Origin of the sequence: Halobacillus sp. Marseille-Q1614 (genome assembly GCF_902809865.1) — a bacterium.
In the GTDB taxonomy this organism is placed as follows: Bacteria; Bacillota; Bacilli; order Bacillales; family Halobacillaceae; genus Halobacillus_A.
This window is the reverse complement of sequence record NZ_CADDWH010000001.1, coordinates 2,194,802-2,218,982: the sequence shown is the minus strand read 5'-3', so window position 1 is coordinate 2,218,982 and position 24,181 is coordinate 2,194,802. Positions and strand designations below refer to the sequence as shown.

The following is a 24,181-nucleotide window of genomic DNA, read 5'->3' as shown; positions in this document are numbered from 1 at the left end:
TTAAGAAGGATGTTCATTCTTAGAAGGGAGATAGAACTATGAAAACTCGAATAACTGAATTGTTAGGAATAAAGTATCCGATTATTTGCGGAGGGATGTTTCAAGTTGGGCGAGCGGAACTGGCTGCCGCCGTTTCTGAGGCCGGCGGTTTAGGAACGATTACTTCGAAAACTCAAGGAACGCCAGAAAACTTACGAAAAGAAATCCGGAAAATAAAAGAACTGACAGATAAACCTTTTGCCGTTAACTTGAATCTTTTCCCCAGCCAATCAGCGACTCCTAATGAGGAGTTCATTGAAATTTTGATTGAAGAAGACGTTAAAATTGTAGAAACAAGCGGCCGCAGTCCTAAAGACATTATGCCATTGCTTAAGGAAAATGGATTTATAGTTCTTCATAAAGTCCCCGGTGTTAAATATGCGGTCTCTGCAGAAAAGATGGGGGTGGATGCGGTGATCATTGTCGGGAATGAAACGGGGGGACATCCTGGTATGAGTGATGTAGGGACATTGGTTATGCTGCCAAGAGTAGTTGATTCTGTTAATATTCCTGTTATCGCCGGGGGTGGATTTTCCGATGGAAGAGGTTTAGTGAGTGCCTTGAGTCTTGGAGCAGAAGGCATATTGATGGGTACGCGTTTTATGGCTACGAAAGAAGCCCCTGTGCATGACAATGTGAAGCAGTGGATGGTGTCAGCCGATGAAACGAATACGATGGTTGTGCAGCGCAATATCGGCAGCCCCTCTCGAGTGGCGCTGAATGAAGTCAGTAAGGAAGTTGACCGGCTGGAGAAGGATGGCGCGACTTTAGAAGATTTGCTTCCATTGATTACAGGAAAACGAGCCAAACGTGTCTATTTTGACGGGGAACTTGATGGAGGGATCTGGTCTTGTGGTCAGGCGGTTGGGCTAGTTAAAGAAGTGTTGTCTATTAAGGAGCTCTTTGCGCAAATGGAAGAAGAGGCCTATCAATCGCTTAAGCATATCCAGCAGCGATTGTCTTCCAATATCTCAGTTTAAATCTTATTAAAAGATCTGGGTAATGCGCTGATGCGATAGAATCGATACATAAAGATATGGCGGGAGCGTGTGGTTGAATGGATAGACCATTTTTAACTGAGATTCATGAAATCTTTCGGAAGTCATTAAGAAAATACTTAGAAAAAGAAGTCATCCCTAATTTCGAAAAATGGGAAGAGAACCGTCAGCTTCCTCATTCTTTTTGGAAACAGCTTGGTGAACTCGGATTTCTATGTCCTTGGCTGGAAGAAAAATACGGAGGCATGGATGCCGACTTCGGTTATTCCGTCGTGTTAGGAGAAGAATTAGAAAAAGTGGGTACGGGCTTAAGTGGACCAGGCATCCACAATGATATTGTCATGCCGTATATCGCCTCTTTTGGTTCAGAAGAACAAAAACAGAAATGGCTGCCAAGAAGCACGACAGGAGATATCATTTCTTCGATCGCGATGACGGAACCAGGGACAGGATCGGATTTGGCAGCTATTAAAACGACAGCTTTAAAAGATGGCGGCGATTATATTATCAACGGTGAGAAAACGTTCGTATCCAACGGTTATACAACTAACTTTGTCGTCGTCGTTTGTAAAACAGATCCAACAGCCGAACCAGCACGTAATGGCATCAGTCTTCTCATTGTAGATGCGGTTGATGAAAAGGTTCCCGGTTTCAAGAAAGGGAAAAAGCTGAGAAAGGTAGGACAGCATGCGGGGGATACCTCAGAGTTAATTTTCGAAGATTGCCGTGTGCCGGCAGAGAACTTGTTAGGGGAAGAAGGCAAAGGATTTTATTATTTGATGGATAAATTGCAGCAAGAGAGATTAACAGTTGCAATTGCGGCCATGACCTCGGCGGAACGGATGCTCGAACTAACGATGGATTATGTAAAACAGCGGGAAGCCTTCGGTAAACCGATTAGTAAATTCCAGAATACCCAGTTTAAAATGGCTGAAATGGCGACAGAAATCCAGATCGGGCGCACCTTTGTCGATCAACTGATCGTCAAGCACATCGCAGGGAAGGACATCGTAAATGAAGTTTCGATGGCCAAATGGTGGACGACAGATTTGGCTAAAAAGGTTGCAGGAGAATGTATGCAGCTGCACGGAGGTTATGGGTATATGGAAGAGTACGAGATTGCCAGAAGGTATCGGGACATCCCGATTACGTCTGTATATGCGGGAACGAATGAGATTATGAAGATCATAATCGCTAAGAGCATGGGGCTGTAACGATTGGAAAAGGGAACGATGTATATTTGCAAATCGGTTTCTATAAGAAAAAAACACTGGTACGTAAAACTTCTGTATCAGTAGTACATGATCTAGAAAATGCTAGAAACTGCCGAAGCCGATCAACCCTAATGTACGTTATTGTTCATCCACTTTAGGTTATCTGAACGAGAGATGGCATAAAGTGGATTTTAGTTTAAATTTATATTACTTCTATAAGGAATCCGTTTGAAACGGAACCTTCCGTGGAAAGTGTAGGTATACAAAACAAGAAGGAGGGATGACCATGAGACTGATTCGTTCATTAATCCATACTATCGTCGATATCCTTCTATTTATTCCACGTGCGATTGGAAGATTAATCAAGAGAATTGTATAACGTCTTTATAAGATATCAGTAGAAAGCCCCTGGATTCCAGGGGCTTTTTTTGTGGGTCGCTGTTTCTCAGCAGGGCCTTTAGTGCAAAGATTGTTATATAGACATTTTCCTTAAAAATGGTAGAATTTAAATAGAGTACATACCGAGGGAGCCAATTCTATGAATCTTTGGATGAGAAAAGTATTCGTCGTCTTAGTGACAATTATGACGTTAGGACTGTACATTCCACCTGCTTATGTAGAGATGGAGGCAGCCGATAAGAAGGAAGTTACAGAAAGAGAAGATTCTGTCTCTCTTGAGGATGCTGAACCCGCTGAGCTAGAAATGGAAACATCAGCTGTACCTGATGATTATTTACATACGATCACCGAACAGGCGAAGGTCCAGATGATAACGAAAATGGGACCTAGAATAGCTGACAAAGTAGAAGATGATGTAGAAAAAGAGATTCTTCCTAAAATGGAGAAAGTTATTAAAGCGATCGTGACTGAACGTGGCGAAAAGGGCGAAGAGGAAGTTCCTTATTACGAAATTACCGAGGAGCTTAACCGTGGTTATGGGGAGAAGATTTTTACAATCCTTGATGGCCGTACAAAAGAAGAAATCGCACGCTTTGATGTGAGACGCGATAACCGCCCCGGCGAAGGCTACTGGTTTAATTTTCACTATCATTTAAGTGAGGATGAGTTTGAAGAGCATCACGTGCTTGGAGAAGTGTATTGGGATAAAAACACACCGCCAAAATGGATGTCTTAATGAATGGAAACACCTTTCTTCAGTTAGAAAGGTGTTTTTTATTTTCAAACTCTAATAGTTTCTAATTTTAAACCTGATAGAAAATTTCTTAATGAAAACTTAATATTTTTCTTTTATTCATCCTCCTGAGCGGGTAGAGGGTAAGACAACCTTAAACAGAGAGAATAGAGGAGGATTCGATGAATAGAAAGAAATTAATTGATTACAAAATATTTATTCCATCCTTATTAATTATTATTGGAATTAGTATTCCGTTCGCTCTATATGAAGCAGAGTCATTGGAATTATTGAATTCTGTTTTTGATTATATCGTAGAAGTGTTTACGTGGGGTTATTTATGGTATGGAATTGTTTTAGTTGTTGCGGGTTTATATTTATCTTTTTCAAAATATGGCCAAGTCGTACTGGGAAATCCAAAAGAAAAACCCCGTTTTAATCTCTTTGAATATGCGTCCATTCTAATCGCCATGGGTGTAGGTTCAACGATTATGAGAACAGGGATGCTGCAGTGGACATCTGTTGCAAATGATCCACCGGCGGGAGTGGAGCCTGGCTCAGCTGAAGCTCTTCTTTGGGGGAATGCCTACAGCATGTTCTTATGGGGGCTGCAGGTTTTCGCTATATTCGTCATGATTGCACCGGCTATGGGGTATATCCTGCACGTAAAAAAACGCCCGCTCATGAGAATCTCTGAAGCCTGCCGGGATATTTTTGGCGATAAGTTTACTGATGGAATCGGCGGAAAAATCTTTGATATTCTATTTCTTATCAGTATTTTATCTGGTGCCGCCGTTACTTTAGGTCTTGGAGCACCGATTATCACCCATAACTTGTCCCACCTTACAGGTTTTGAAGTTACATTTACTATGACCATTATCGTCACAATCGTGTGGGTATGTTTATTTTCACTAAGTGCGTACTTAGGTATAGAAAAAGGGATAAAGCGTCTGAGTACATGGAACATGTATCTGGCTGGGATTTTCGTTATATTCATACTAATAGGCGGACCGGGCGTATTTATATTAAACTATTTCTCAGATAGTGTACCGTTTTTATTATCTAACTACCTTAACTTCTCCTTAGATACTCAATCTGTTCACGGAGAAAGCTCCCATATTCAAAGCAATACCGTCTTCTGGTTTGCCTACAGCGCCACATGGGCTATGCTTCACAGTGTGTTCGCTGCCAAGATTTCTAGAGGAAGAACGATCAAAGAAATGATTCTCACGTACTTCCTGGCACCTACCTTGATCTCCTGGATTGCGACAGGGGTACTAGGCGGGTTGGGCGTCCACCGTTATCTGAATGGAGATCTTGCCGTGCTTGACCTTGTAGAGAATGAAGCAAGAATGGCTGCTATTCCAGAGATATTATCCACATTGCCATTTGGAGAAGTTTCCATCATTATCTTTATGATTGTTGCCCTTATCTTCTTAACAACCACTCTTGATTCAACAACGTATACGGTGGCTGCCTATACGAGCACAAGGGATATGAGTAAGTTTGAACCGCCAAAAACTCTGCGTATTATTATTGCTGCGATCATTACGGCGCTTGCTCTTGTCCTGATGAGAATCGGGGGTCTTGCTCCATTAGAGGTGATTTCCGGTCTTATGGGGCTGCCAATCATCGTTATTCAATTTATTCTCATCTATGCGGCGAAGCGGATGATTGATAAAGACAAGGCTTGGAAACATAATGTAAGACAGACCCAGTTGAAAAGAAGCTCTTGAAAATAAGGGCTTCTTTTCCTTTTTAAGGGAAATGTTCTTATTTTTTCTGATAAACTGATATAATTAATTAACCAACTCTTTTAATCAAGGCCATATTCTATTGCCAGCCTTTCCATATGAACCGCTTTTCAGATCGTTAAACTCGTACTTATTCCAAATAATAAATACTTAAAATTAAATCCTCCACATTAGAACGAGGACCAACCACCTTCATTTGTTCCCTCTTTTAATTGAATGCCAGTACAATTATAGTTTAAATACACTTGTGCTGATGGTGCTCCTGCTGCCACTAAGAAACAAAATGAATCCAACCTGTTATAAAAATAACTATTCGCGAGGAGTTGTTTTTGTTAATGGAAAAAGCCGAAGCCAAAACCAAAACCGAAGCCAAAACCAAAACCGAAGCGAAAGCTGAAACCAAAGTCAAAAGTGAACACAAAAAGCTGAGTAAAACGATGATTCTGAAAAGAGGATTGTTTATTTTTTTAGGTGCCATCCTTATGGGGGCAGGAATTGAAATTTTTCTTGTACCTAACGGCATTATGGATGGAGGGATAGTGGGTATTTCCATTATCCTCTCCTACCTGTCAGATATTCCGATTGGACTTTTCCTCTTCTTTTTAAATATTCCATTCCTTTTTATGGGATATAAAATTTTAGGTAAAACTTTTTCATTCTCCACATTATTTGGTATTTCTGTCCTTTCAGTTACCACCTATTTATTGCATTCTGTACCTCCGTTTACAGAGGATGTATTGCTGGCTACTGTTTTTGGCGGTATCACGATTGGTGTCGGCATAGGTTTTGTGATCAGGTATGGTGGTGCCCTGGACGGTACAGAGGTATTAGCGATTTTATTTAACCGCAAGCTAGTCTTCTCTGTCGGTGAAATTATTATGTTTATTAACTTTTTTATTTTTACAGTAGGAGGATTCGTACTCGGTTGGAATAACGCTATGTATTCGGTATTAGCTTATTTCATTGCTTTTAAAACGATTGATATTGTAATCGACGGTCTTGATGAATCGAAATCGGCTACAATCATTAGTGATCATTGGGAAGAAATCGGCCGAGCTATTATTGACCGTCTTGGCAGGGGAGTCACCTATTTTCACGGGGAAGGCGCCTATACAGGCGACGATAAAAAAATTGTGTATTGTGTCGTGACCCGGCTCGAAGAAGCGAAGCTGAAGGCTATTGTAGATGATATTGATCCTGGAGCTTTTTTAGCCGTGGCTGATGTAGATGAAGTACGCGGCGGGCGATTCAAGAAGCATAATATTCATTAGGGTGCGAAGCAAAAAAGAATAAATACAAAAGAGAGCCCTAAAAGAAATTAAGGGCTCTCTTTTCAATTAGGTTCATTCGTTTTCACTGGCGGTCAAGTGCTGCTTTGTCTGCTCTTAAAGCTTTAAACAGTGAATAGACCATCAGCAGCATAATGAATGAGAACGGAAAGGCTGCTGAAATTAATGCATTTTGCAGTGCCTGTAAGCCGCCGGTGTACAGAAGAACAGCGGCAGTAGCAGATTGGGCAATCCCCCATGCAAACTTAACAGCTTTTGGAGGATTTAACGAACCGTTGGTGGTCTGCATCCCTAATACGAAGGTTGCAGAGTCAGCTGATGTAATAAAGAATGTAGCGATGAGCATCATCGCAATAATCGATAACAGCAAGCTTAAAGGGTATTGGTCAAATACACCAAACAGCATTTGCTCAGGTGCTAAACTAGCAAGGTCGGCACCGGCATTCTGCTTTTCTATTGCAGAACTTCCAAATGTAGAGAACCATAAGAAGCTGACAAGAGATGGAACAAGTAACACACCGGACAAAAATTCCCGGATGGTTCGACCTTTGGAAACACGGGCGATAAAAATACCGACAAATGGAGACCAGGCGATCCACCATGCCCAGAAAAACACAGTCCAGTTATTAATCCACTGTTGTTGATCTTCGTTATTGGGAGCTACGCGCAGGCTTTCCCGCGGCAGGTTTTGAAGATAAGCTCCAAGTGAATCAACCATCATATTCATAATATAAAGGGTAGGTCCGATAATGATCATGATTAGAAATAAAATAACGGCTAATCCCATGTTGGCATTACTTAAATATTTAATGCCTTTACTTATTCCTGTATAAGCGGAAATCATAAATAATACCGTTACAATTACAATAATGAGAAGTTGTATCCCAAAACCTTCTCCTATCCCAGTTAAATAAGTAACTCCTCCATTAATTTGTGCGGCACCGAATCCAAGCGTAGTTGCCACACCTACCACTGTAGCGAATACAGCTACCACATCGACAAGTTTTCCCCACGGACCTTTCATTTTCTCTCCAAATAAAGGTTCGAGTGTGGCACTTACTAACCCCGGAGCCCCACGACGGAATTTAAAGTAAGCTAATACAAGGGCAACAATTGCATAAATCCCCCAGGCGTGAACACCATAATGGAAAAAAGTTATAGGCATTGCATTGGCGAGTGCTTCTTCTGATCCGGGTTCACCATAAGGAGGGTTAGTCATATACTGCTGAATCGGTGCAGCAGCACCAAAAAAAACAAGCCCGATTCCCATCCCGGCACTGAATAACATGGCAAACCAGGTAGGATAGCTGTAATCAGGCTTATCGTCAGGCTTCCCTAATTTCATTTTGCCATAAGGACTTACAATCATGTATAAGCAGAAAACAACGAAGAATGTAACAATTAATAAATAATACCAGCCAAAATGAGTAGAAATATAAGCTTGAATATTTCCTGTAATCGTTTCTAAATTTTTTGGAGCTAGTGAGCCCCATAGAACTGAAAATAAGGTAATCGCAAGAGCGATCCAAAAAACTGAAGTTACCTTTTTCATAGAGATCTCCTTTCAAATAATTTTGGTAAAAAATGGGTCATTAGATGGAGGGTGAAGGCAGGGGTTAGTTCTCCATACCCACTTAGTGATTTCCTAAACAAGAAGTAATATTCAAACTTTTCATACAAATGTTGTGTTATCCCATTGACTTTTGGAAGATATATAAATACACTATAAATAACAACGTTGTTACATTCCCTCATTTCCCCTGAGTATAATATTTTTTTCATTAAAAATAACAACGTTGTTATTTTTAATATAGGAGGTAAATCCTTCATGATCACACTTAATAAAGATAATATCTCAAAGCTGTCTCATATTTCAGCTACTGATAAAGAGTTAATCCAAAAAGAGCTGCCAGAGAAAGTGATTCAATTTGGTGAAGGAAATTTTCTTCGGGCTTATATCAATTGGATGATTCAGCAAATGAATAAACAAGATCTTTTTAATGGCCGAACCGTGGCGATTCAGCCAACCCCTCATGGGAAGGTAGTTCCTAAGCTGAAAAAACAGGATAATCTCTATACAACTATCCTTCAAGGAATTGAAGACGGAAAAGAAAAACAGGAGATTGAAATCAACTCTTCAATTTCAAGAAGTATTAATCCTTATGATGAGTGGGAAGCTTTTCTCTCTCTTGCGGAAAAAGATTCAATCGAGTTTATTTTCTCGAATACGACAGAAGCCGGTGTTGTGTATATGGAAGAGGATTATCCTGTAAAAGAATCTCCGTTATCCTTTCCAGCAAAGCTGACCGCCTTGATGCACCGACGCTTCATTTATGCTAAAGGTGATCCTGAAGCAGGTTTTGTCATTATTCCATGTGAACTTATAGAAGAAAACGGGTCACTGCTTCAGTCGATTGTTATCCGGTTAGCGAAAGAATGGGACTTAGACGAGGAATTTATCCAATGGGTTGAAAAGCATAATATATTTTGTAATACACTAGTCGATCGAATTGTTCCAGGATTTCCGAGGGAAAATCTTGACGAATGGGAGCAAAAGCTGGGTTACCAGGATATTTTAATGGCTGTGGGTGAACCTTTTCATCTGTTTGTGATTGAGTCAGATAAAGAGCTGAAGAATAAGCTTCCATTTCTAGAGGCGGGGCTAAACGTAAAGTGGGGCGAAGTTCAGCCTTTTAGAGAAATGAAGGTGAGTCTTCTCAATGCTCCTCATACGTTATTATTTTCTGTCGGATTTTTATCAGGATTAAAGACTGTTAGAGAAGTGATGGAAAATCCGGTGAGCAGCTCTTATGTTAAACGGGTGATTTTCAAGGATATCTTACCGCTGCTTTCTTTTGAACAAGAAGAAAAGAAAGCGTTTGCTGACTCCGTTATGGAACGATTTCAAAATCCATTCGTTAAACACCAGTTGTCAGATTTAGGGTTAAACGCCGTTCAGAAAATGAAAAGCCGCGTATTTCCTTTATTAAATAAACATATCGAGCTTCATCAGAGAGTGCCGGATGCATTCAGCTTCTCGATCGCTGCGTTATTCCATTACTACCGACCGACAACGATTCATGATGGCCACTTTTTAAGTGTAAAAGACGGAGTGGAGTATAAGGTGAGAGATGATGAAGTCGTTCTGCAGACGTTTATGCAATTTTGGCAGACGGAAGGTTCGATCACCATTCAAGAAGTATTAAGTAATGAAAAGGTATGGGGAAGGGACCTGAATCAGCTGCCTGGTATGACGAGAGCTGTCGTTCATTTCTTTGAAGCTATCGAGGAAAATGGAGCAAAGGTTGCGATGAAGGAAATGCTTAACAGCGCAAAGCCTGTATAAAAACGCAAAGGTGGGATCCCATTGAAAAATTTTATGGATGAGAAGTTTTTATTAAACAGCAAAACAGCTGAACACTTATATAACAATTATGCAAAAGACATGCCGATCATCGATTATCATTGTCATTTAAGTCCAAAGGAAATCTATGAAAACAAATCCTATAAGACAATTACTGATATCTGGCTCGACGGTGATCATTACAAATGGAGGCTGATGAGGGCTAACGGCATTGAAGAAAAGTATATTACTGGAGATGCCTCCTCTTACGAAAAGTTTCTGGCCTGGGCCAAGACGGTTCCAAAATCAATCGGAAATCCTGTTTACACCTGGACTCATTTAGAACTGCAGCGTTATTTTAATATTTATGTTGCTTTAAATGAAGATACAGCGGATGAAGTATGGGAGAGCGTGAACCATCAGTTAAATAAAAACGACTTTGGTGTGCGGGATTTAATCAAAACTTCCAATGTAAAAGTCATATGCACAACAGATGACCCTGCAGATACTCTGGAATATCATCAGCAATTGAAGGAAAGTGATTTTGAAACAACCGTACTTCCTAGTTACCGGCCTGATAAAGGCTTAGAGTTAAATCGGGAAGGGTTTACTGACTGGGTGGAAAAGCTTGAACAATCAGCGGACATTTCCATTCAAAATTATGAAGACTTTTTAGCAGCGCTTGACGCTCGGGCTCAATTTTTCCACGAGGTTGGCGGCCGGGTATCGGACCATGCCTTAGATGAAATTCTGTACGAAGAAGCAACTCTGGAAGAGGTCAGCCAAATCTTCGCCAAAGCAAAGAATGGCAGCAAAGTCAGCCGTTCAGAAGAAGCGAAGTATAAAACATACACGCTTAATTTCTTAGGTAAAATTTATGCTAAATTAGGCTGGGTGATGCAGTACCACATTAGTGCTTTAAGAAACAACAACTCAAAAATGTTCGACAGGCTGGGACCGGATACTGGTTTTGACAGCATGAATGATGGACAGATCGCAGAACCATTGACTAAACTTCTAAATTCTCTAGAAAAAGAAGATGCTCTTCCAAAAACAGTCTTGTATTCACTAAACCCTAAAGACAACCCGGTACTGGCATCAATCACTGGAAGCTTCCAGGGGGAAGGGATTCCTGGGAAAATTCAGTTTGGTACGGCCTGGTGGTTTAACGACACAAAAGAAGGCATGCTGTCACAAATGAAAACGCTTGCTGACATGGGGCTGCTCAGCCAGTTCATTGGAATGCTGACAGATTCAAGAAGCTTCCTCTCCTATACAAGGCATGAATATTTCCGCCGCATCCTATGTGACCTGTTAGCATCATGGGTAGAAAATGGCGAAGTTCCAAATGATGATGAATTGCTTGGACCAATTATTCAGGATATTTCTTATAGAAATGCTGAACAATATTTAGGTTTTCAGAAGAAGACTCAGAATCTCACAGTATCGTGAGGAAGAGGTGAACAACAGTGGAAGAGTTTCTAAGAATTAATGACAAAGATAATGTTGTGATCGCTTTAAAAGAGTTGAAAAAAGGAACCTCTATTCACTTGGAAGGGCAGAACCTTGAGCTGAAAAGCGATATCCCAAGAGGTCACAAAATCGCTCTTGCTGATATGGAGGAAGGAAGCGATATTCTTAAATACGGTTTCCCGATTGGTCATACAAAGACGGCAGTGCAAGCGGGAGATTGGGTGCACACGCACAATACGAAGACGAACTTAGACGGTGTCCAAGATTATCATTATGAGCCGAAGTTCGTAGATAACCCTTATTCTTTGGAAGAACGCACATTCAAGGGATTCAGAAGAAAAGACGGCAATGTCGGTATCCGCAATGAGCTGTGGATCGTTCCAACGGTAGGATGCGTTAACGGCATCGCTGAGCAGATTATTAAAATTTTTCAATCAGAAGTTGGCGATATTGCTCCGTTTGATAATATTCAAGTGCTCAACCATAACTATGGCTGTTCACAGCTGGGAGACGACCACGTAAATACGCGTACGATTCTGGGGAATGCTGTAAAACACCCCAATGCTGGCGGCGTCCTAGTTCTCGGGTTAGGCTGTGAGAATAATAGTGTCAATGAATTTAGAGAATCACTAGGAGATTTTGACGAAGAGAGAATCAAATTCCTTACCTCTCAAGATGTATCAAACGAAATGGAAGAAGGCGTCAAACTTCTTCATGAAATCTATCAGAGTGCGAAGGATGACCATAGAGAAGAAGTGCCTTTATCTGAATTGAAAATTGGATTAAAGTGCGGCGGTTCGGATGGATTTTCAGGAATTACAGCGAACCCGCTGCTCGGGCGATTATCAGATTATCTCGCAGCTCAAAACGGCACAACTGTTTTAACAGAGGTACCAGAAATGTTCGGGGCAGAGACCCTCTTAATGGAACGTGCCCAAAATAAAGAAGTGTTCCATAAGACGGTAGAGTTGATTAACGACTTTAAACAGTATTTTATCGAGCATAAACAGCCTATCTATGAAAACCCTTCTCCCGGGAACAAAGATGGCGGGATTACAACCCTTGAGGATAAATCTTTAGGGTGTACCCAGAAAGCGGGAACATCTATAGTGACAGACGTTTTGAAATACGGCGAACGTTTAACGACAAAAGGGCTGAATTTGCTGAGTTCACCGGGAAACGACCTCGTCGCATCGACAGCACTGGGAGCTGCAGGATGCCAAATGGTTTTGTTTACAACAGGAAGAGGTACACCATTTGGTTCTTTCGTTCCTACGATGAAAATTTCTACCAACTCTCAACTTTATGAAAATAAAAAGCACTGGATCGACTTTAATGCAGGAGGCTTAGTAGAAGGCCAGCCGGCAGAAGAATTACTCGAAAACTTCATCGAGTACATTATACAAGTCGCAAATGGCGAGTGGTTAAATCATGAGAAAAACAATTTCCGTGAGATTGCGATCTTTAAGTCAGGTGTCACACTGTAGTTGAATTAGAATGAAAGCCTTACTTCAGCTTTTCGCTGAATTGAGGCTTTTTTTACGAAGGAGGAGCTTATGATGACAGTTGGAGTTCTCGCACATTTATTTGGAAAAATGTCTTATAAAGAGATTGCTTATAAAACAGGGGCAAAAAATTTCAAGCATGTTCAGCTCGCTTTATGGAAGGCATTTAATGATTATGATTTTACGAAGCCTGGGGTGCTGAGCCCTGGCTTAGCTTTAGATATTGCTGAAGAGTTTGATAAGCATAAGGTTTCGATTTCGGTATTAGCTTGTTATTTGCACTTTTTTCACGAGGATGAAGCTGTAAGGCGTGAGAATCTGGAAAGGTTTAAGGAATTAATCCGCCATGCCAGGTTCTTTGGAGCGCCTATGGTAGCGTGCGAAGTGGGAAAAGTTACAAATAAAGCAACAGGAGAGGAGTGGAGCATTCTTCGAGAGGGGTTAGAGGAGCTTGTGGAAGAAGCAGAAAAGTGGGGGGTGTATATCGGAATAGAACCAGCGAATGAGCACTTGATCGGCACGGCGGAATCATTGAGCCAAATGCTTGAAGAAGTCCCATCTCCAAACATTGGAGTGGTCTTAGACCCGGGTAACTTAGTCCATACGAACAACTTCTCACAGCAGGATGAAGTGATCAGGCAAGCTTTTGACCTATTAGGCGAGCGTATTATTGCCTGCCATGCCAAGGATCGAATCATTAGAGAAGACGGGGAGATTCAAACCGTCGTTCCCGGAAAAGGTGACATAAACTACGAGCTGTACATGGAGCTTCTGGAGCAATATAAACCGCAGGTGCAAATCATTATGGAGGCCGCTAAGGAACATCAAATGCTTGAAGCGAGAAGCTATATCGAAGGAATTCGTGAAAAGGCACGCTGGAAGACTTCTGTATCAGACAACATACTTAAATGAGGAGAGATGTGAATGAGGAAACGCTGGGAGAGAAGCTGGGCCATTTTATTAATAGTTGTGATGGCGTTCTCAACGGTTTATACACCTTTAGGAGCGAAAACCGTAAAAGCACAGGAAGGCTGGGAATTTGCTGCTTTTGGTTCAAATACGGGTGAAGAGAAGAATCCCCCTCCGGAAATTTCAGAGGATGGATCAGTAACGATCGAAGCGGCGGGAGGGAAAATTGCCAGCAGCGAAGTAGGTCTGTCTTATTATTACCTGCCGCTTGACAGCGAGACTAATTTTGAAATTACGACAGAAGCTTATGTTGACAGCTATAGCCCGGACAGCCAGAGGGCTTTTGGTTTGATGGTCAGCGATGGAGTGGGGGAGAATGGTGACAGTTCGAAAGCTGACGCAAACTATGCCGCTGTAGGTGCGCTTGATGATGCAGTACGCGGTTTTTACAGCCAAGGCGGGCTTGATAAATTAGACGTATTCTCTGACAGCGGCTTGCCGACAACTGGTGAAACGTATGAGCTAAGTATCAAGAAATCCGGTGATACCTTTGTCTTAACGTCAAACGGGCAAAGTGAAACGGTAACATTGGAAGACGCTTTTACCGATGATCTTTACGTTGGTTTATTTGTAGCTAGAGACGGTAAAGTTACTTTTAAAAATACCGAAGTCGAGCAGCTTGAGGATAATGTAGAAGAACTTGTGGTCGACACGGATAATATGAAGACTGAATATCTAATCGATGAGGCTCTTGATCTTGAAGGTCTTGAAGTAACAGCTGTTTTAAACGATGGAAGTGAACATACGTTAACAGCTGACGATTATTTCGTCACAGGGTTTGATAGTTCAGAAGCAGGGACCAACAGTATAACCGTCCATTATAATGGAGCTGCTGCAGGTATAGATTTAACCATCAGGGAGCTGCAGCTGACCGATATGACGATTAAATATTACCCGGCTAAAACCGACTATTATCTTCTCGATACATTTGATCCAGAAGGGCTTGTAGTTATCGGGGAATATGAAAATGGTTACCAGGAAGAGGAGTTAACCGAAGAACAGTATCAGCTGCTGTTAGATGGAGAAGAGTTAGGAGAAGAGCCGCTTGACCAGGCGGGTACCCAAACCGTAACCGTCCAATCGACACAGTCTGATGTAAGTACGTCCTTTGATATCGATGTAAAAGATGAATCCGTAACTAAGCTTGAAGTCACTCAGCTTCCGCAAAAAACACAGTATTTCATTGGTGATGAGCTGTCGCTTGATGGTCTTTCCGTTACAGCTACATATAGTGATGGAGAAACCGAAAGATTGACGAAGGGTCAGCTTGAAGTATATGGATTCGACTCCAGCACAGAGGGAGACCAGGAAGTCAGCCTTTCCTTTAAAGGGGAAACGACTTCTTTTACAGTCAATGTGAAAGAAAAAGAAGTGGAAGGAATCCAAGTCACCAATTATCCGCAGACAACCTATCAAGTTGGAGATGAGCTTGATCTTTCCCAGATGGAAGTATCTACGGTTTATGATAATGGGGAAAAAGATCTGCTAAGTGAAGATCAATATACGATTGATGATTCGGCATTTGATGCCAGTCAGCCAGGCGTTTATCCTCTTACGATCTCCCCTGTTGATGATTTTCTTGAAGCGATTGAGCTAGAAGTAACCGTAAGAGAAGCTTATGAGCCTGAATGGAAAACCATTCAATTTGGCCAATCGACTGGTGATGACACAAACTATATTGAAGAAAATGATGGAACGATTCGAATTGTAGCTGAGCCGGGTGCCGGAAAAATTACAGGCGACCACGACGGCATTACGTATTACTACACAGAAATTAACGCTGAACAGGACAACTTTAAATTATCTGCTGACATTAAAGTCAATGAATATGCGAAAAGTCCCAACCACGATGGTCAGGAGTCATTTGGTATTATGGCACGCGACGTAATTGGTGAAAATGATAATTCCAGCGTATTTGCTTCAAATATCGCTGCCATTGGAGGCTACAGCGGCGGAACCCAGGAACAGAACGGTACGCAGCTGTTCATCCGTACAGGAGTGGAATCTCCAGATGGTGCCGGAAGTCAAGGGGTTCAGAAAATCATGCTTCAAGACGAGAAGCCTGGCCCTGACAACACTTATCCGGAACAAGACTATCGCCTAACGCTCTCGAAAACGAACAGTGGATACACTGGACAACTAAATGATGGGTCTGAGGAAATATTCTTTGAGCCAGATATTTTAAATGTCCAGGATTCTAAGATTTATGTTGGTTTTTACACAGCACGCTTAGCAGACATTGAAGTGAGTAACATAGACTTTAATATCTCTGATCAGGCAACCGACGCTCCTAAAGTAGATCCGCCGCAGGAACCGGTGAGCCCAGAGTTTTCCGTAGAATCCCGCAGCCAGACATCTGAAGCGGATTATGATTTGCTGATCAAATCAAATGTTGATGGTATGGCAGCGGTTAAGCAGGGAAGTGAAATAATTGCAGATGATCTATCTGTGAAAAAAGGTGAATTAACTTCCCTTGAAACACAGCTGGAAAGCGGCGCAAATAACTTCAGTTTAACCTTCTATCCAGATGATACTCAGTACTTAACCTCTTATGATAAGCAGGTTAAAAACTTTACTGTAAACTTAAAAGCTTATGCAGAAGGCGGAAATATCCATGTATCACCTTCTGGAACGAGTGATGGTGATGGAACGAAAGATCAGCCGCTTGATTTAGATACGGCGATTGAGTACGTCCTTCCGGGACAAAAAATTGTGCTGGCTGAAGGCGATTATGTACGCAGTTCCAGTCTAGCCATAGACAAATATAACGATGGTTATGAAGATCAATACAAGTATTTAGTAGCCGAAGACGGATCGCGTCCAGTCATTGATTTTGATAAAAAGTCTGAAGGAGTCGTGCTCAGCGGAGATTACTGGCACATTAAAGGAATCGATTTTGCACGCTCAGCTGGAAATACAAAAGGCTTTACGATTGGCGGAGACCATAACATTGTAGAGTTGAGCCGTTTCTATGAAAATGGTGACACAGGCCTGCAGATCAGCCGGACTGATGCTGAGGAACCAAAAGAGGATTGGCCGTCGCATAACCTGATCTTAAACAGTGAGTCTTTCGATAACCGCGATCCATCCGATAACAACGCGGACGGATTTGCTGCTAAACTGACGTCAGGAGAAGGAAATATCTTCCGCGGCTGTATCGCTCACCATAATATTGATGACGGCTGGGACCTATATACGAAAGCGGGGACTGGTGCCATTGGACCTGTCCTGATTGAAGATAGCATCGCTTATGAAAATGGAAGTTTAACAGATGGAACAGTTGGTGATGGAGATAAGAATGGATTTAAGCTTGGAGGAGAAGGCATTCATGTCCCTCACGTGCTGAAAAACAGTCTTGCTTTTTATAACGGGGCTGATGGAATTACAAGCAACAGTAATCCTGGCGTTATAGCAGAGAACAACACCGCTTATAATAATGAGGGAAGAAACGTGTCTTTAACCACTTACTCCAACATAGAAGAAGACTTTACAGTTGATGGTTTAATCTCTTATCAAACGGCCGCCGATTCACCAGATCAGTATCCAGAAGAAAATGAGTCAGAAGACAACTTTTTCTTTAATGGTACAGATAGTGTGAATAAGTCAGGAACGAAGCTTACGGAAGAAAACTTTGTAAGTCTAGACCCGGACTTGCCTTTTGAAAGAGATGAGGAAGGCAATATTATCACAGGAGATTTCCTTCAATTACAAGTAACGGCAGATGTTGAAGTAACTCCTGAGACCCTTAAGAAAAAGAATTATAAAAAGAATGGCCCTAAAGTAAAAGCATATGTAACTCTTCAGGATGGATACTCTGTTGAAGATATTGATGGAGACACCATTCGTCTAAATCATTCAGTTGAGGCGCTTTCTTCAGCAGTCGACGACTACGATGAGGATGGGGAGCTAGAATATCTTGTAGAATTTTCTCGTCATGAGGTAGTCGAGCAGCTGGAAAAAGGAGAACAGCAAGTAAGCTTAAGCGGTCAACTAAAATCAGGATTTCCATTTAAAGCAACAACAACAGTACAGGTGAAGTAAAGTTAGAAGAGGGATAACATCCCTCTTCTTATTTTTAAATCATTTATTTACAATTTTTTGAAAGAAGGAATAATTGTGAAGGATTCCAAATTGTCATACAAGCAGCTTAATGCTTTTTTTATTCCTCTTGGTTTTTCAGCGAGTTTAACAGCTATAACTCACGTTATTATTAATGGCACTTTAAGCAGGGGAGACAATGCCGCGTTTATTATTGCCTGCTATGCTGTAGCGTTTGCGATCTTTGGAATTATTGAAAGACCGGTGATCGTATTTAGGCAGACTTGCTCAGCCCTGGTGAAAGACATTCGTTCCTTTAAAACGCTGTCTAAGTTTATGATTTGGCCGATGGCTTTTATTATGGGTATTTGTCTCTTGATGATTTACAGTCCATTTGGAGATTGGGTTTATGTCCATTTGTTTAATGCCAGTGAGAATATGGTGCATACTATCTCTGAAACATTTAAAGTCATTCTCTTCGTTATTATTTTCTCGGGAATCCGCGGTCTATATCAGGGAGTGATCATTAACCAACTGGAAACTAAATGGCTTACGATTATGGTAATTATACGGTTAGCGGCTATGTTCATAGCTGCCTATTTATTTGTAGTATTTGATTATGTGACAAGTGCTACGGGGGCGATTTTATTTCTAACGGGTATGCTGATTGAATGCCTGATCAGCATTTGGAAAGGGCAGAAAATATTAAATACAAGCTATCAACAACAGAAGACTACAAATTTAAGGAAAAAAGAAATATCTAAATTTTACTTTCCGCTTGTTTTTTACTTTGTCATTCAGACGATTCTTGTGCCGGTTATTTATGTTTTTTTAGCACAAGCCAGCGATATAGAAATGGGAATTGCCTCCTTCGCTCTTGCTTTTAGTATTACACAAATGCTGCTTAGCTTTTTTATGTACACTCATCAGCTCGTGCTACAGCTTTATGAGGTAAGTAAACAGAAGGTTCTACGTTATGTCATTTTTATTAGTCTGATTCCCACTTTGTTTCTTGCGTTATTATGCTACTCCCCGCTTGGACTCTGGTTTATGAACTCCATTATGGGAGCAGAAGAAGAACTGGCACTTGCTACGTTAGGGGTGCTTAAGTTTTTTATAATAAAAACGCTCGTCTTTCCATGGGTTGATTTTCTAAATGGTTATTTAATGCTCAACAGGGAGACCCATCGAATGATTGCAGCTCAAATTGTAAATCTGGCCACAGTGGTCGTCACGCTTTTTCTTCTCGTTCGTTTCTTTCCGTCGTGGAACGGGGTTAGCGGATCGATTGCTGCGTCTTTAGGAGAGCTTGCGTGCTTAATTCTCGTTTTATCGATTGTTTATCGTATGGGTGAAAGAGAAAAAAGAGAAGCACAATCTGCATAACTTAAACCATACCCATTATTTAACATTTAGTAAACATAAGAATATGATATAATTTTCTTAAAAAAGCAAGAGGGGGGAGGGAGAATGAAATACAAGCCATTTTACAGCAATTTTTCGATTAGAAATAAGATTTTTTCTATGTCCCTCTTACTATTGATGATATTTGGAGCAATGGGGTTAGTTACTTATCATTACTTCACTAACCTTTACGAAAAAAGGATCTATGAAGAGTCAGCCGATATGCTTCAGCTATCTTCCTCTGTACTGGATAAAGAGCTTAATATTGTAGAAAATTTATCGTTTCAGGTAAGTACCGATTTTGTGATTCAAAACTATTTAAACATTATAAATGAGCAAAGCCTCAATATTGAAACATATCAAACGAGAACAAGACTGCTAGAGAGGCTGCTGGCTTATGCTTCGACAAGAAAGTATATCTCTTCTATGCAGATTATTGATCGAAATGGAGAGAAGTATACTACAGGCTATAATACCGAAATTGAAAGCAATTATGGAAAGATTAAAAGACTCTTAGATGATGCTCAAGGTGCGAATATATGGACAACAATTGAGGGGCGTAATGGAATTTCCTCGGCAAGACTTATTCGGAAAACCCAGAATCTCAGTCTTCAGGAAATGGGTTCTTTAATTATCTCCATTGATATGGATGCATTTATTAAAGAAACATTGAACTTTTCTCCCAATAACGACTTTGTCATTACGAGCAATAATGAAATCTTTTATCAAAGTAATCAGGAAAATCGATGGCAAATTGAAGATTTTTCATCGGAAGGAAATGGAAACGGTTACAATGTTGCGGAGATAGACGGGAATGAATATCTGTTATCTTACTCTCACTCGGATTTCTCTCAGCTCACCTATCATCACTTATTGCCATATGACAATATAACATCGCAGACGCGAACGATTAAAAATATTATGATACTCTGCTTTTTGCTGATGCTCTCCTTATCGATCATTCTCAGCCGAAGGGCTGCTCATAATATTTCTAAACCTCTTGAGGACTTATCAGTGCGAATGAAGAAAGTGCAGAGTGGTGACTTCGAAGAACCGCTTCCAACAAAGTATTACAATGATGAAGTGGGAGATCTGCATGATAATTTCCGCTTAATGATTAACCGGATTAACGAGCTTATCAAAGAAAATTACACGAAGCAGCTGATGATTAAGGAAACAGAATATAAAGCTCTGCAGGCACAGATCAATCCGCACTTTTTATACAATACGTTAGATTCCATTAATTGGATGGCAAAAGTAAACAAGCAGGAGAAAATTTCTGTCATGGCGGCGGCCTTAGGAAATATGATGAGAAATATTATTAGTAAAAAAGCGCCGATGATTACGATTAGAGAAGAGCTTGAGATTGTCCGAAATTATATTACGATTCAAAAATACCGCTATGATCAACGACTTGACTTTACTCTCGACGTCTCCCCTGAATTGGAAGAGAGCCTAATTCCTAAGCTTTCCATTCAGCCGATCGTAGAGAATGCGATTCAGCATGGACTCGAGGAAATGGTATCGTCCTGTCGAATTATTGTAACTATCTCTGAAGCAGAAGATAACCTTGAAATTATAGTCTCTGATAATGGGCCAGGCATTGAAGAGGATAAGCTGGAATCCATCTACCGCGGCTTGATTAAGTCGAAAAGCTCAGGCATAGGGATAAACAATATCAACGAGCGGATTAAGATGATGTATGGGGAAGATTACGGCATAACGATTAAGAGTGAAGCAGGGAAAGGTACAGAAGTGGTTATAAAAGTCCCTTTCACAAATGAGATGGGGTGATAAAATGTACAAAGTTCTGTTAGTCGATGATGAAATAAATATCCTTGAAGGTATTGCGGCCATCGTGGATTGGAGGGGCTGCGGAACCGAATTAGCAGCTAAAGCACACCATGGTCAAATGGCGTACGAAATGATTGAAAAGAACCCGCCTGATATTGTAATTACGGACATAAAAATGCCCGGATTAAACGGAGTTGAGCTGATCCAGAAGGTGTACAGGACCTATCCTAAGGTGAAATTTATTGTCCTTTCGGGTCACGATGAATTTGAATTTGCGAAAACCGCAATGGAATGTAATGTTCAGCATTATCTGTTAAAGCCAAGTAATGAGAAGAAAATAGAAGAAGCGTTGTCAAAAGTCGTACAGGATCTCGACGAAAAAAATTCTAAGGAATTGTTTCTTGAAAAAATGCGGCACAATCTGCAAAACGTAATGCCAAAAGCAAAAGAACAATTTTTAAAGGAATTTATTACGACAAAGAAATACGGAGTAAAGGACTGGGAGTATTACAGCAGTGTATTTGAGATCGACTCCTCAGCGGAAGAATATCGTCTTATATTACTAAAGGTTGATGGCGAGTCAGAATATGAACAAGTGCTCGCGTTAAAAGAGCTGGTCGTTGAGCAGATGAGCGACACGTATATTCCGCTGGAAACAACGATTGGAGATAAAATTGTCATTCTAATTGAAAACACATCACTATCCGACCTTGTTTCGAACTTGCAGGAAATAAAGGAGACCTTTTTTAACTATTATGAGCACGAATTCTCCGCAGCCATTAGCGATATAGGAAACACCCAGCAATTACGTCAATTGTATAAGGGAGCCCTGCATTGTCTCACTCAGCAGTTTTATGTGGCAGGGGGCAGTATCATTACTGTTCAGGATGTAAAAAAACAATCTTCTCCTACGGAAGAGCTGCAGTATGACCATGAAGATTTAATTTTCGCGATGCGGAGTGGTGATACGAAAACAGTTTTAAATTATTTAAATGATTTCTTTGAAGAAATAAAACAGGAAAAATATGAAGCCAGCATCGTACAAACCCACTGCCTTGAATTATTTTTGTCGATGATAAGACAAGCGAGCAAAGAAGGAATGGACGGTTACTTTAAGCAGATACTTATCTTCCAGCAATATGATAAATTTCATGAAATCAAGGAATTTATGGAAAACACAGCCGCTGAAATCACTAAATATCATTATGAGCGGACGAAACAGACACAAAGCCATATTATTGACCGTGTGATTCAGTATGTTGAAGAAAACTTGGGAGATCAAGAGCTGTCACTTTCCAGTATTGCTGCGGAAGTACTTTATATGAACTCCGATTATTTAGGGAAGCTTTTTAAAAAAGAGAAGGGGGAAAGATTTTCGAATTTCCTGATTAACCGCAGGATTGAAAAAGCGATCGAGATGATTGAACAGTCGGATCAAGTTAAAATCTTTGAAGTAGCAGAAGCAGTCGGGTTTGGAAATAACCCTCGTTACTTCGGCCAGGTCTTTAAGAAATATACGGGTGTCACTCCGACAAATTATATGAGTAAGAAGCTGGAAAGCTAACTTATAGAGGATCTCTCTATAAGTTTTTTATTGTATTTTTGTTAAAAAATAGATAATGATGACGTTTTACAGAGAAGTCTGTTTTTTATACATAGATGTCTGAAAATTTTATTTATTAAAAAAACGATAGCCTCTATGATAAAGACATGAAGCAGAAAGCGCTTTCAATAAATGAAGGGGGAGTAAAGCAATATGAACAGTAAGTTATGGTTAAGTTTTTTGATGACGTTAATGGCTGTCTTAGTTCTTGCAGCTTGTTCAGGTTCTGACGAAGCAGAAGGAAATAGTGATGAAGGTGGAGATAGTGAGGTAACAGAACTCAGCATGTCTTGGTGGGGCTCACAAAGCCGACATGACCAAACACAGGAAATTATAAAGGCTTTTGAAGAAGAAAACCCAGACATTAAGATTAACGCCGAGTTCACTGGATTTGATGGATATTTTGAAAAAATGGCAGCCTCTGCTTCAGGGAATAACCTGCCAGACATTATGCAGCAGAACTTTGGAGAATACTTAAACCAATATGCTGACAAGGAATTATTAGCAGATATTACTCCATTTGTGGAAGATGGAACAATTAATTTAGATGGCGTAAGCGAAACTGTAATGGAATCAGGTAAGAAGGATGGCAAATTGCTAGGTGTTCCAACTGGAACAAATGCCCTCACAGCTTTCTATAACAAGGACATGCTTGATGAAGCAGGTGTTGATGTTTCAGATGGAGAATGGACTTGGGAAGACTACGATGAATACGTAACAAGTATTAATGAAACTACAGGCGAATATGGTGCTCGTTTAATGGAGCCGAAAAACCTTTTTGAGTACTTCTTAAGAGAAAAAGGAGAAACGCTCTTTAGCGAAGATGGTACAGCTTTAGGATACGATGATGATCAGCTGCTAGTTGACTACTTTACCCGTAACAAAGAATTACAAGAAAAAGGTGCTGTTCCTGGATACGATACGATTCAGCAGATCAAAGGGGTAGAGGATGAATTAATTGTACGTGGAGAAGCAGCATTTGACTTCAGATGGTCTAACCAGGCGACAGCTTTAAATAGCTCAGCAGGAGATAAAAATATTGAAATGACACTACTGCCAGGAGAGAACAACGACCAAGGAATGTACCTGAAGCCAGCCATGCTGTGGTCAATCAGCGAGAATTCCGAGCATAAAGAAGAAGCTGCACGATTTATCGATTTCTTTGTGAACAACATTGAAGTATATGAAATCGGCGGTTCTGACCGTGGTGTCCCTCTTAAAGAAGAAATTAGAAGTGAATTGATGGCTGATTTAAGTGAAACTGATAAGAAAGTATTTGAGTATATCGAAAAAGTAACAGAGCATAGTTCTCCAATCGATTCAAACTTCCCGCCACAGGCTTCGGAAGTACTAGCCTCCTTACAGAAAGTAGATGAACTTGTTATCTACGGAGAGATTTCTCCTGAAGAAGGCGCCAAGCAGTTTAGAGAAGAAGCAGAAGCTATTTTAGCCAGATAATTGTTAAAAAATGGTCCTGAGGCCATAGTAATCAGGACCATTTTTCTTTCATAAAACCGCTTAGAGTTAAACCGAAAGAGGTGAACACATTGATTCCAGAAAAAGAAACTGAGGAATCAGTAAAGATTCCTGAGACAAAACAGAAGAAAAAAAAGCAAGTGAAAGTCG

15 protein-coding genes are annotated in these 24,181 nt (G+C 40.7%); 14 read left to right on the top strand and 1 reads right to left on the bottom strand.

The window, feature by feature from the left end:
• Window positions 1–38 precede the first annotated feature (38 nt).
• From HUS26_RS11200 to HUS26_RS11180, 5 genes are all read left to right on the top strand, one after another.
• Window positions 39–1,019 (top strand): nitronate monooxygenase family protein, encoded by a 981-nt coding sequence (locus HUS26_RS11200; protein ID WP_173917229.1) that lies wholly within the window; start codon window positions 39–41, stop codon window positions 1,017–1,019.
• Between the two features lie 77 nt (window positions 1,020–1,096).
• Window positions 1,097–2,251, top strand: a complete 1,155-nt coding sequence (locus HUS26_RS11195; RefSeq protein ID WP_173917228.1) for an acyl-CoA dehydrogenase family protein — start codon at window positions 1,097–1,099, stop codon at window positions 2,249–2,251.
• A 538-nt stretch (window positions 2,252–2,789) separates the two neighbouring features.
• Window positions 2,790–3,386 carry a YpjP family protein gene (locus tag HUS26_RS11190; protein WP_173917227.1) on the top strand — a complete coding sequence of 199 codons (597 nt, stop codon included), beginning with the start codon at window positions 2,790–2,792 and terminating at the stop codon, window positions 3,384–3,386.
• Between the two features lie 179 nt (window positions 3,387–3,565).
• Window positions 3,566–5,119 carry a BCCT family transporter gene (locus HUS26_RS11185; protein WP_173917226.1) on the top strand — a complete coding sequence of 518 codons (1,554 nt, stop codon included), beginning with the start codon at window positions 3,566–3,568 and terminating at the stop codon, window positions 5,117–5,119.
• 455 nt (window positions 5,120–5,574) lie between these two features.
• Window positions 5,575–6,408 carry a YitT family protein gene (locus HUS26_RS11180; RefSeq protein ID WP_254434286.1) on the top strand — a complete coding sequence of 278 codons (834 nt, stop codon included), beginning with the start codon at window positions 5,575–5,577 and terminating at the stop codon, window positions 6,406–6,408.
• 82 nt (window positions 6,409–6,490) lie between these two features.
• Here HUS26_RS11180 and HUS26_RS11175 read toward each other — a convergent pair whose 3' ends face one another.
• On the bottom strand, window positions 6,491–7,978 hold the full coding sequence (locus tag HUS26_RS11175; RefSeq protein WP_173917224.1) for a BCCT family transporter: 1,488 nt from the start codon (window positions 7,976–7,978) through the stop codon (window positions 6,491–6,493).
• 276 nt (window positions 7,979–8,254) lie between these two features.
• On the opposite strand from HUS26_RS11175, the gene HUS26_RS11170 reads away from it, so the two are divergent.
• From HUS26_RS11170 to HUS26_RS11130, 9 genes are all read left to right on the top strand, one after another.
• The gene (locus tag HUS26_RS11170; RefSeq protein ID WP_173917223.1) at window positions 8,255–9,772 is read left to right on the top strand and encodes a tagaturonate reductase; all 1,518 of its coding nucleotides are present in this window, start codon (window positions 8,255–8,257) and stop codon (window positions 9,770–9,772) included.
• A gap of 21 nt (window positions 9,773–9,793) precedes the next feature.
• The gene (uxaC, locus tag HUS26_RS11165) at window positions 9,794–11,221 is read left to right on the top strand and encodes a glucuronate isomerase (RefSeq protein ID WP_254434179.1); all 1,428 of its coding nucleotides are present in this window, start codon (window positions 9,794–9,796) and stop codon (window positions 11,219–11,221) included.
• A 17-nt stretch (window positions 11,222–11,238) separates the two neighbouring features.
• On the top strand, window positions 11,239–12,729 hold the full coding sequence (locus HUS26_RS11160) for a UxaA family hydrolase (protein ID WP_173917222.1): 1,491 nt from the start codon (window positions 11,239–11,241) through the stop codon (window positions 12,727–12,729).
• 72 nt (window positions 12,730–12,801) lie between these two features.
• The gene (locus tag HUS26_RS11155; RefSeq protein ID WP_173917221.1) at window positions 12,802–13,659 is read left to right on the top strand and encodes a sugar phosphate isomerase/epimerase; all 858 of its coding nucleotides are present in this window, start codon (window positions 12,802–12,804) and stop codon (window positions 13,657–13,659) included.
• Between the two features lie 12 nt (window positions 13,660–13,671).
• A complete protein-coding gene (locus tag HUS26_RS11150) occupies window positions 13,672–17,757 on the top strand; it encodes a bacterial Ig-like domain-containing protein (RefSeq protein WP_173917220.1) in 4,086 nt (1,361 codons plus the stop codon).
• Between the two features lie 75 nt (window positions 17,758–17,832).
• Entirely contained in the window at window positions 17,833–19,140 is a 1,308-nt protein-coding gene (locus tag HUS26_RS11145) for a multi antimicrobial extrusion protein MatE (RefSeq protein ID WP_173917219.1), read from the top strand.
• 84 nt (window positions 19,141–19,224) lie between these two features.
• Window positions 19,225–20,952, top strand: a complete 1,728-nt coding sequence (locus tag HUS26_RS11140; protein WP_173917218.1) for a sensor histidine kinase — start codon at window positions 19,225–19,227, stop codon at window positions 20,950–20,952.
• 4 nt (window positions 20,953–20,956) lie between these two features.
• Entirely contained in the window at window positions 20,957–22,516 is a 1,560-nt protein-coding gene (locus HUS26_RS11135; RefSeq protein ID WP_173917217.1) for a response regulator, read from the top strand.
• Window positions 22,517–22,708: 192 nt separating this feature from the next.
• Window positions 22,709–24,013, top strand: coding sequence for an ABC transporter substrate-binding protein (locus tag HUS26_RS11130; protein ID WP_173917216.1), 1,305 nt, complete (start codon window positions 22,709–22,711; stop codon window positions 24,011–24,013).
• Window positions 24,014–24,181: the final 168 nt, after the last annotated feature.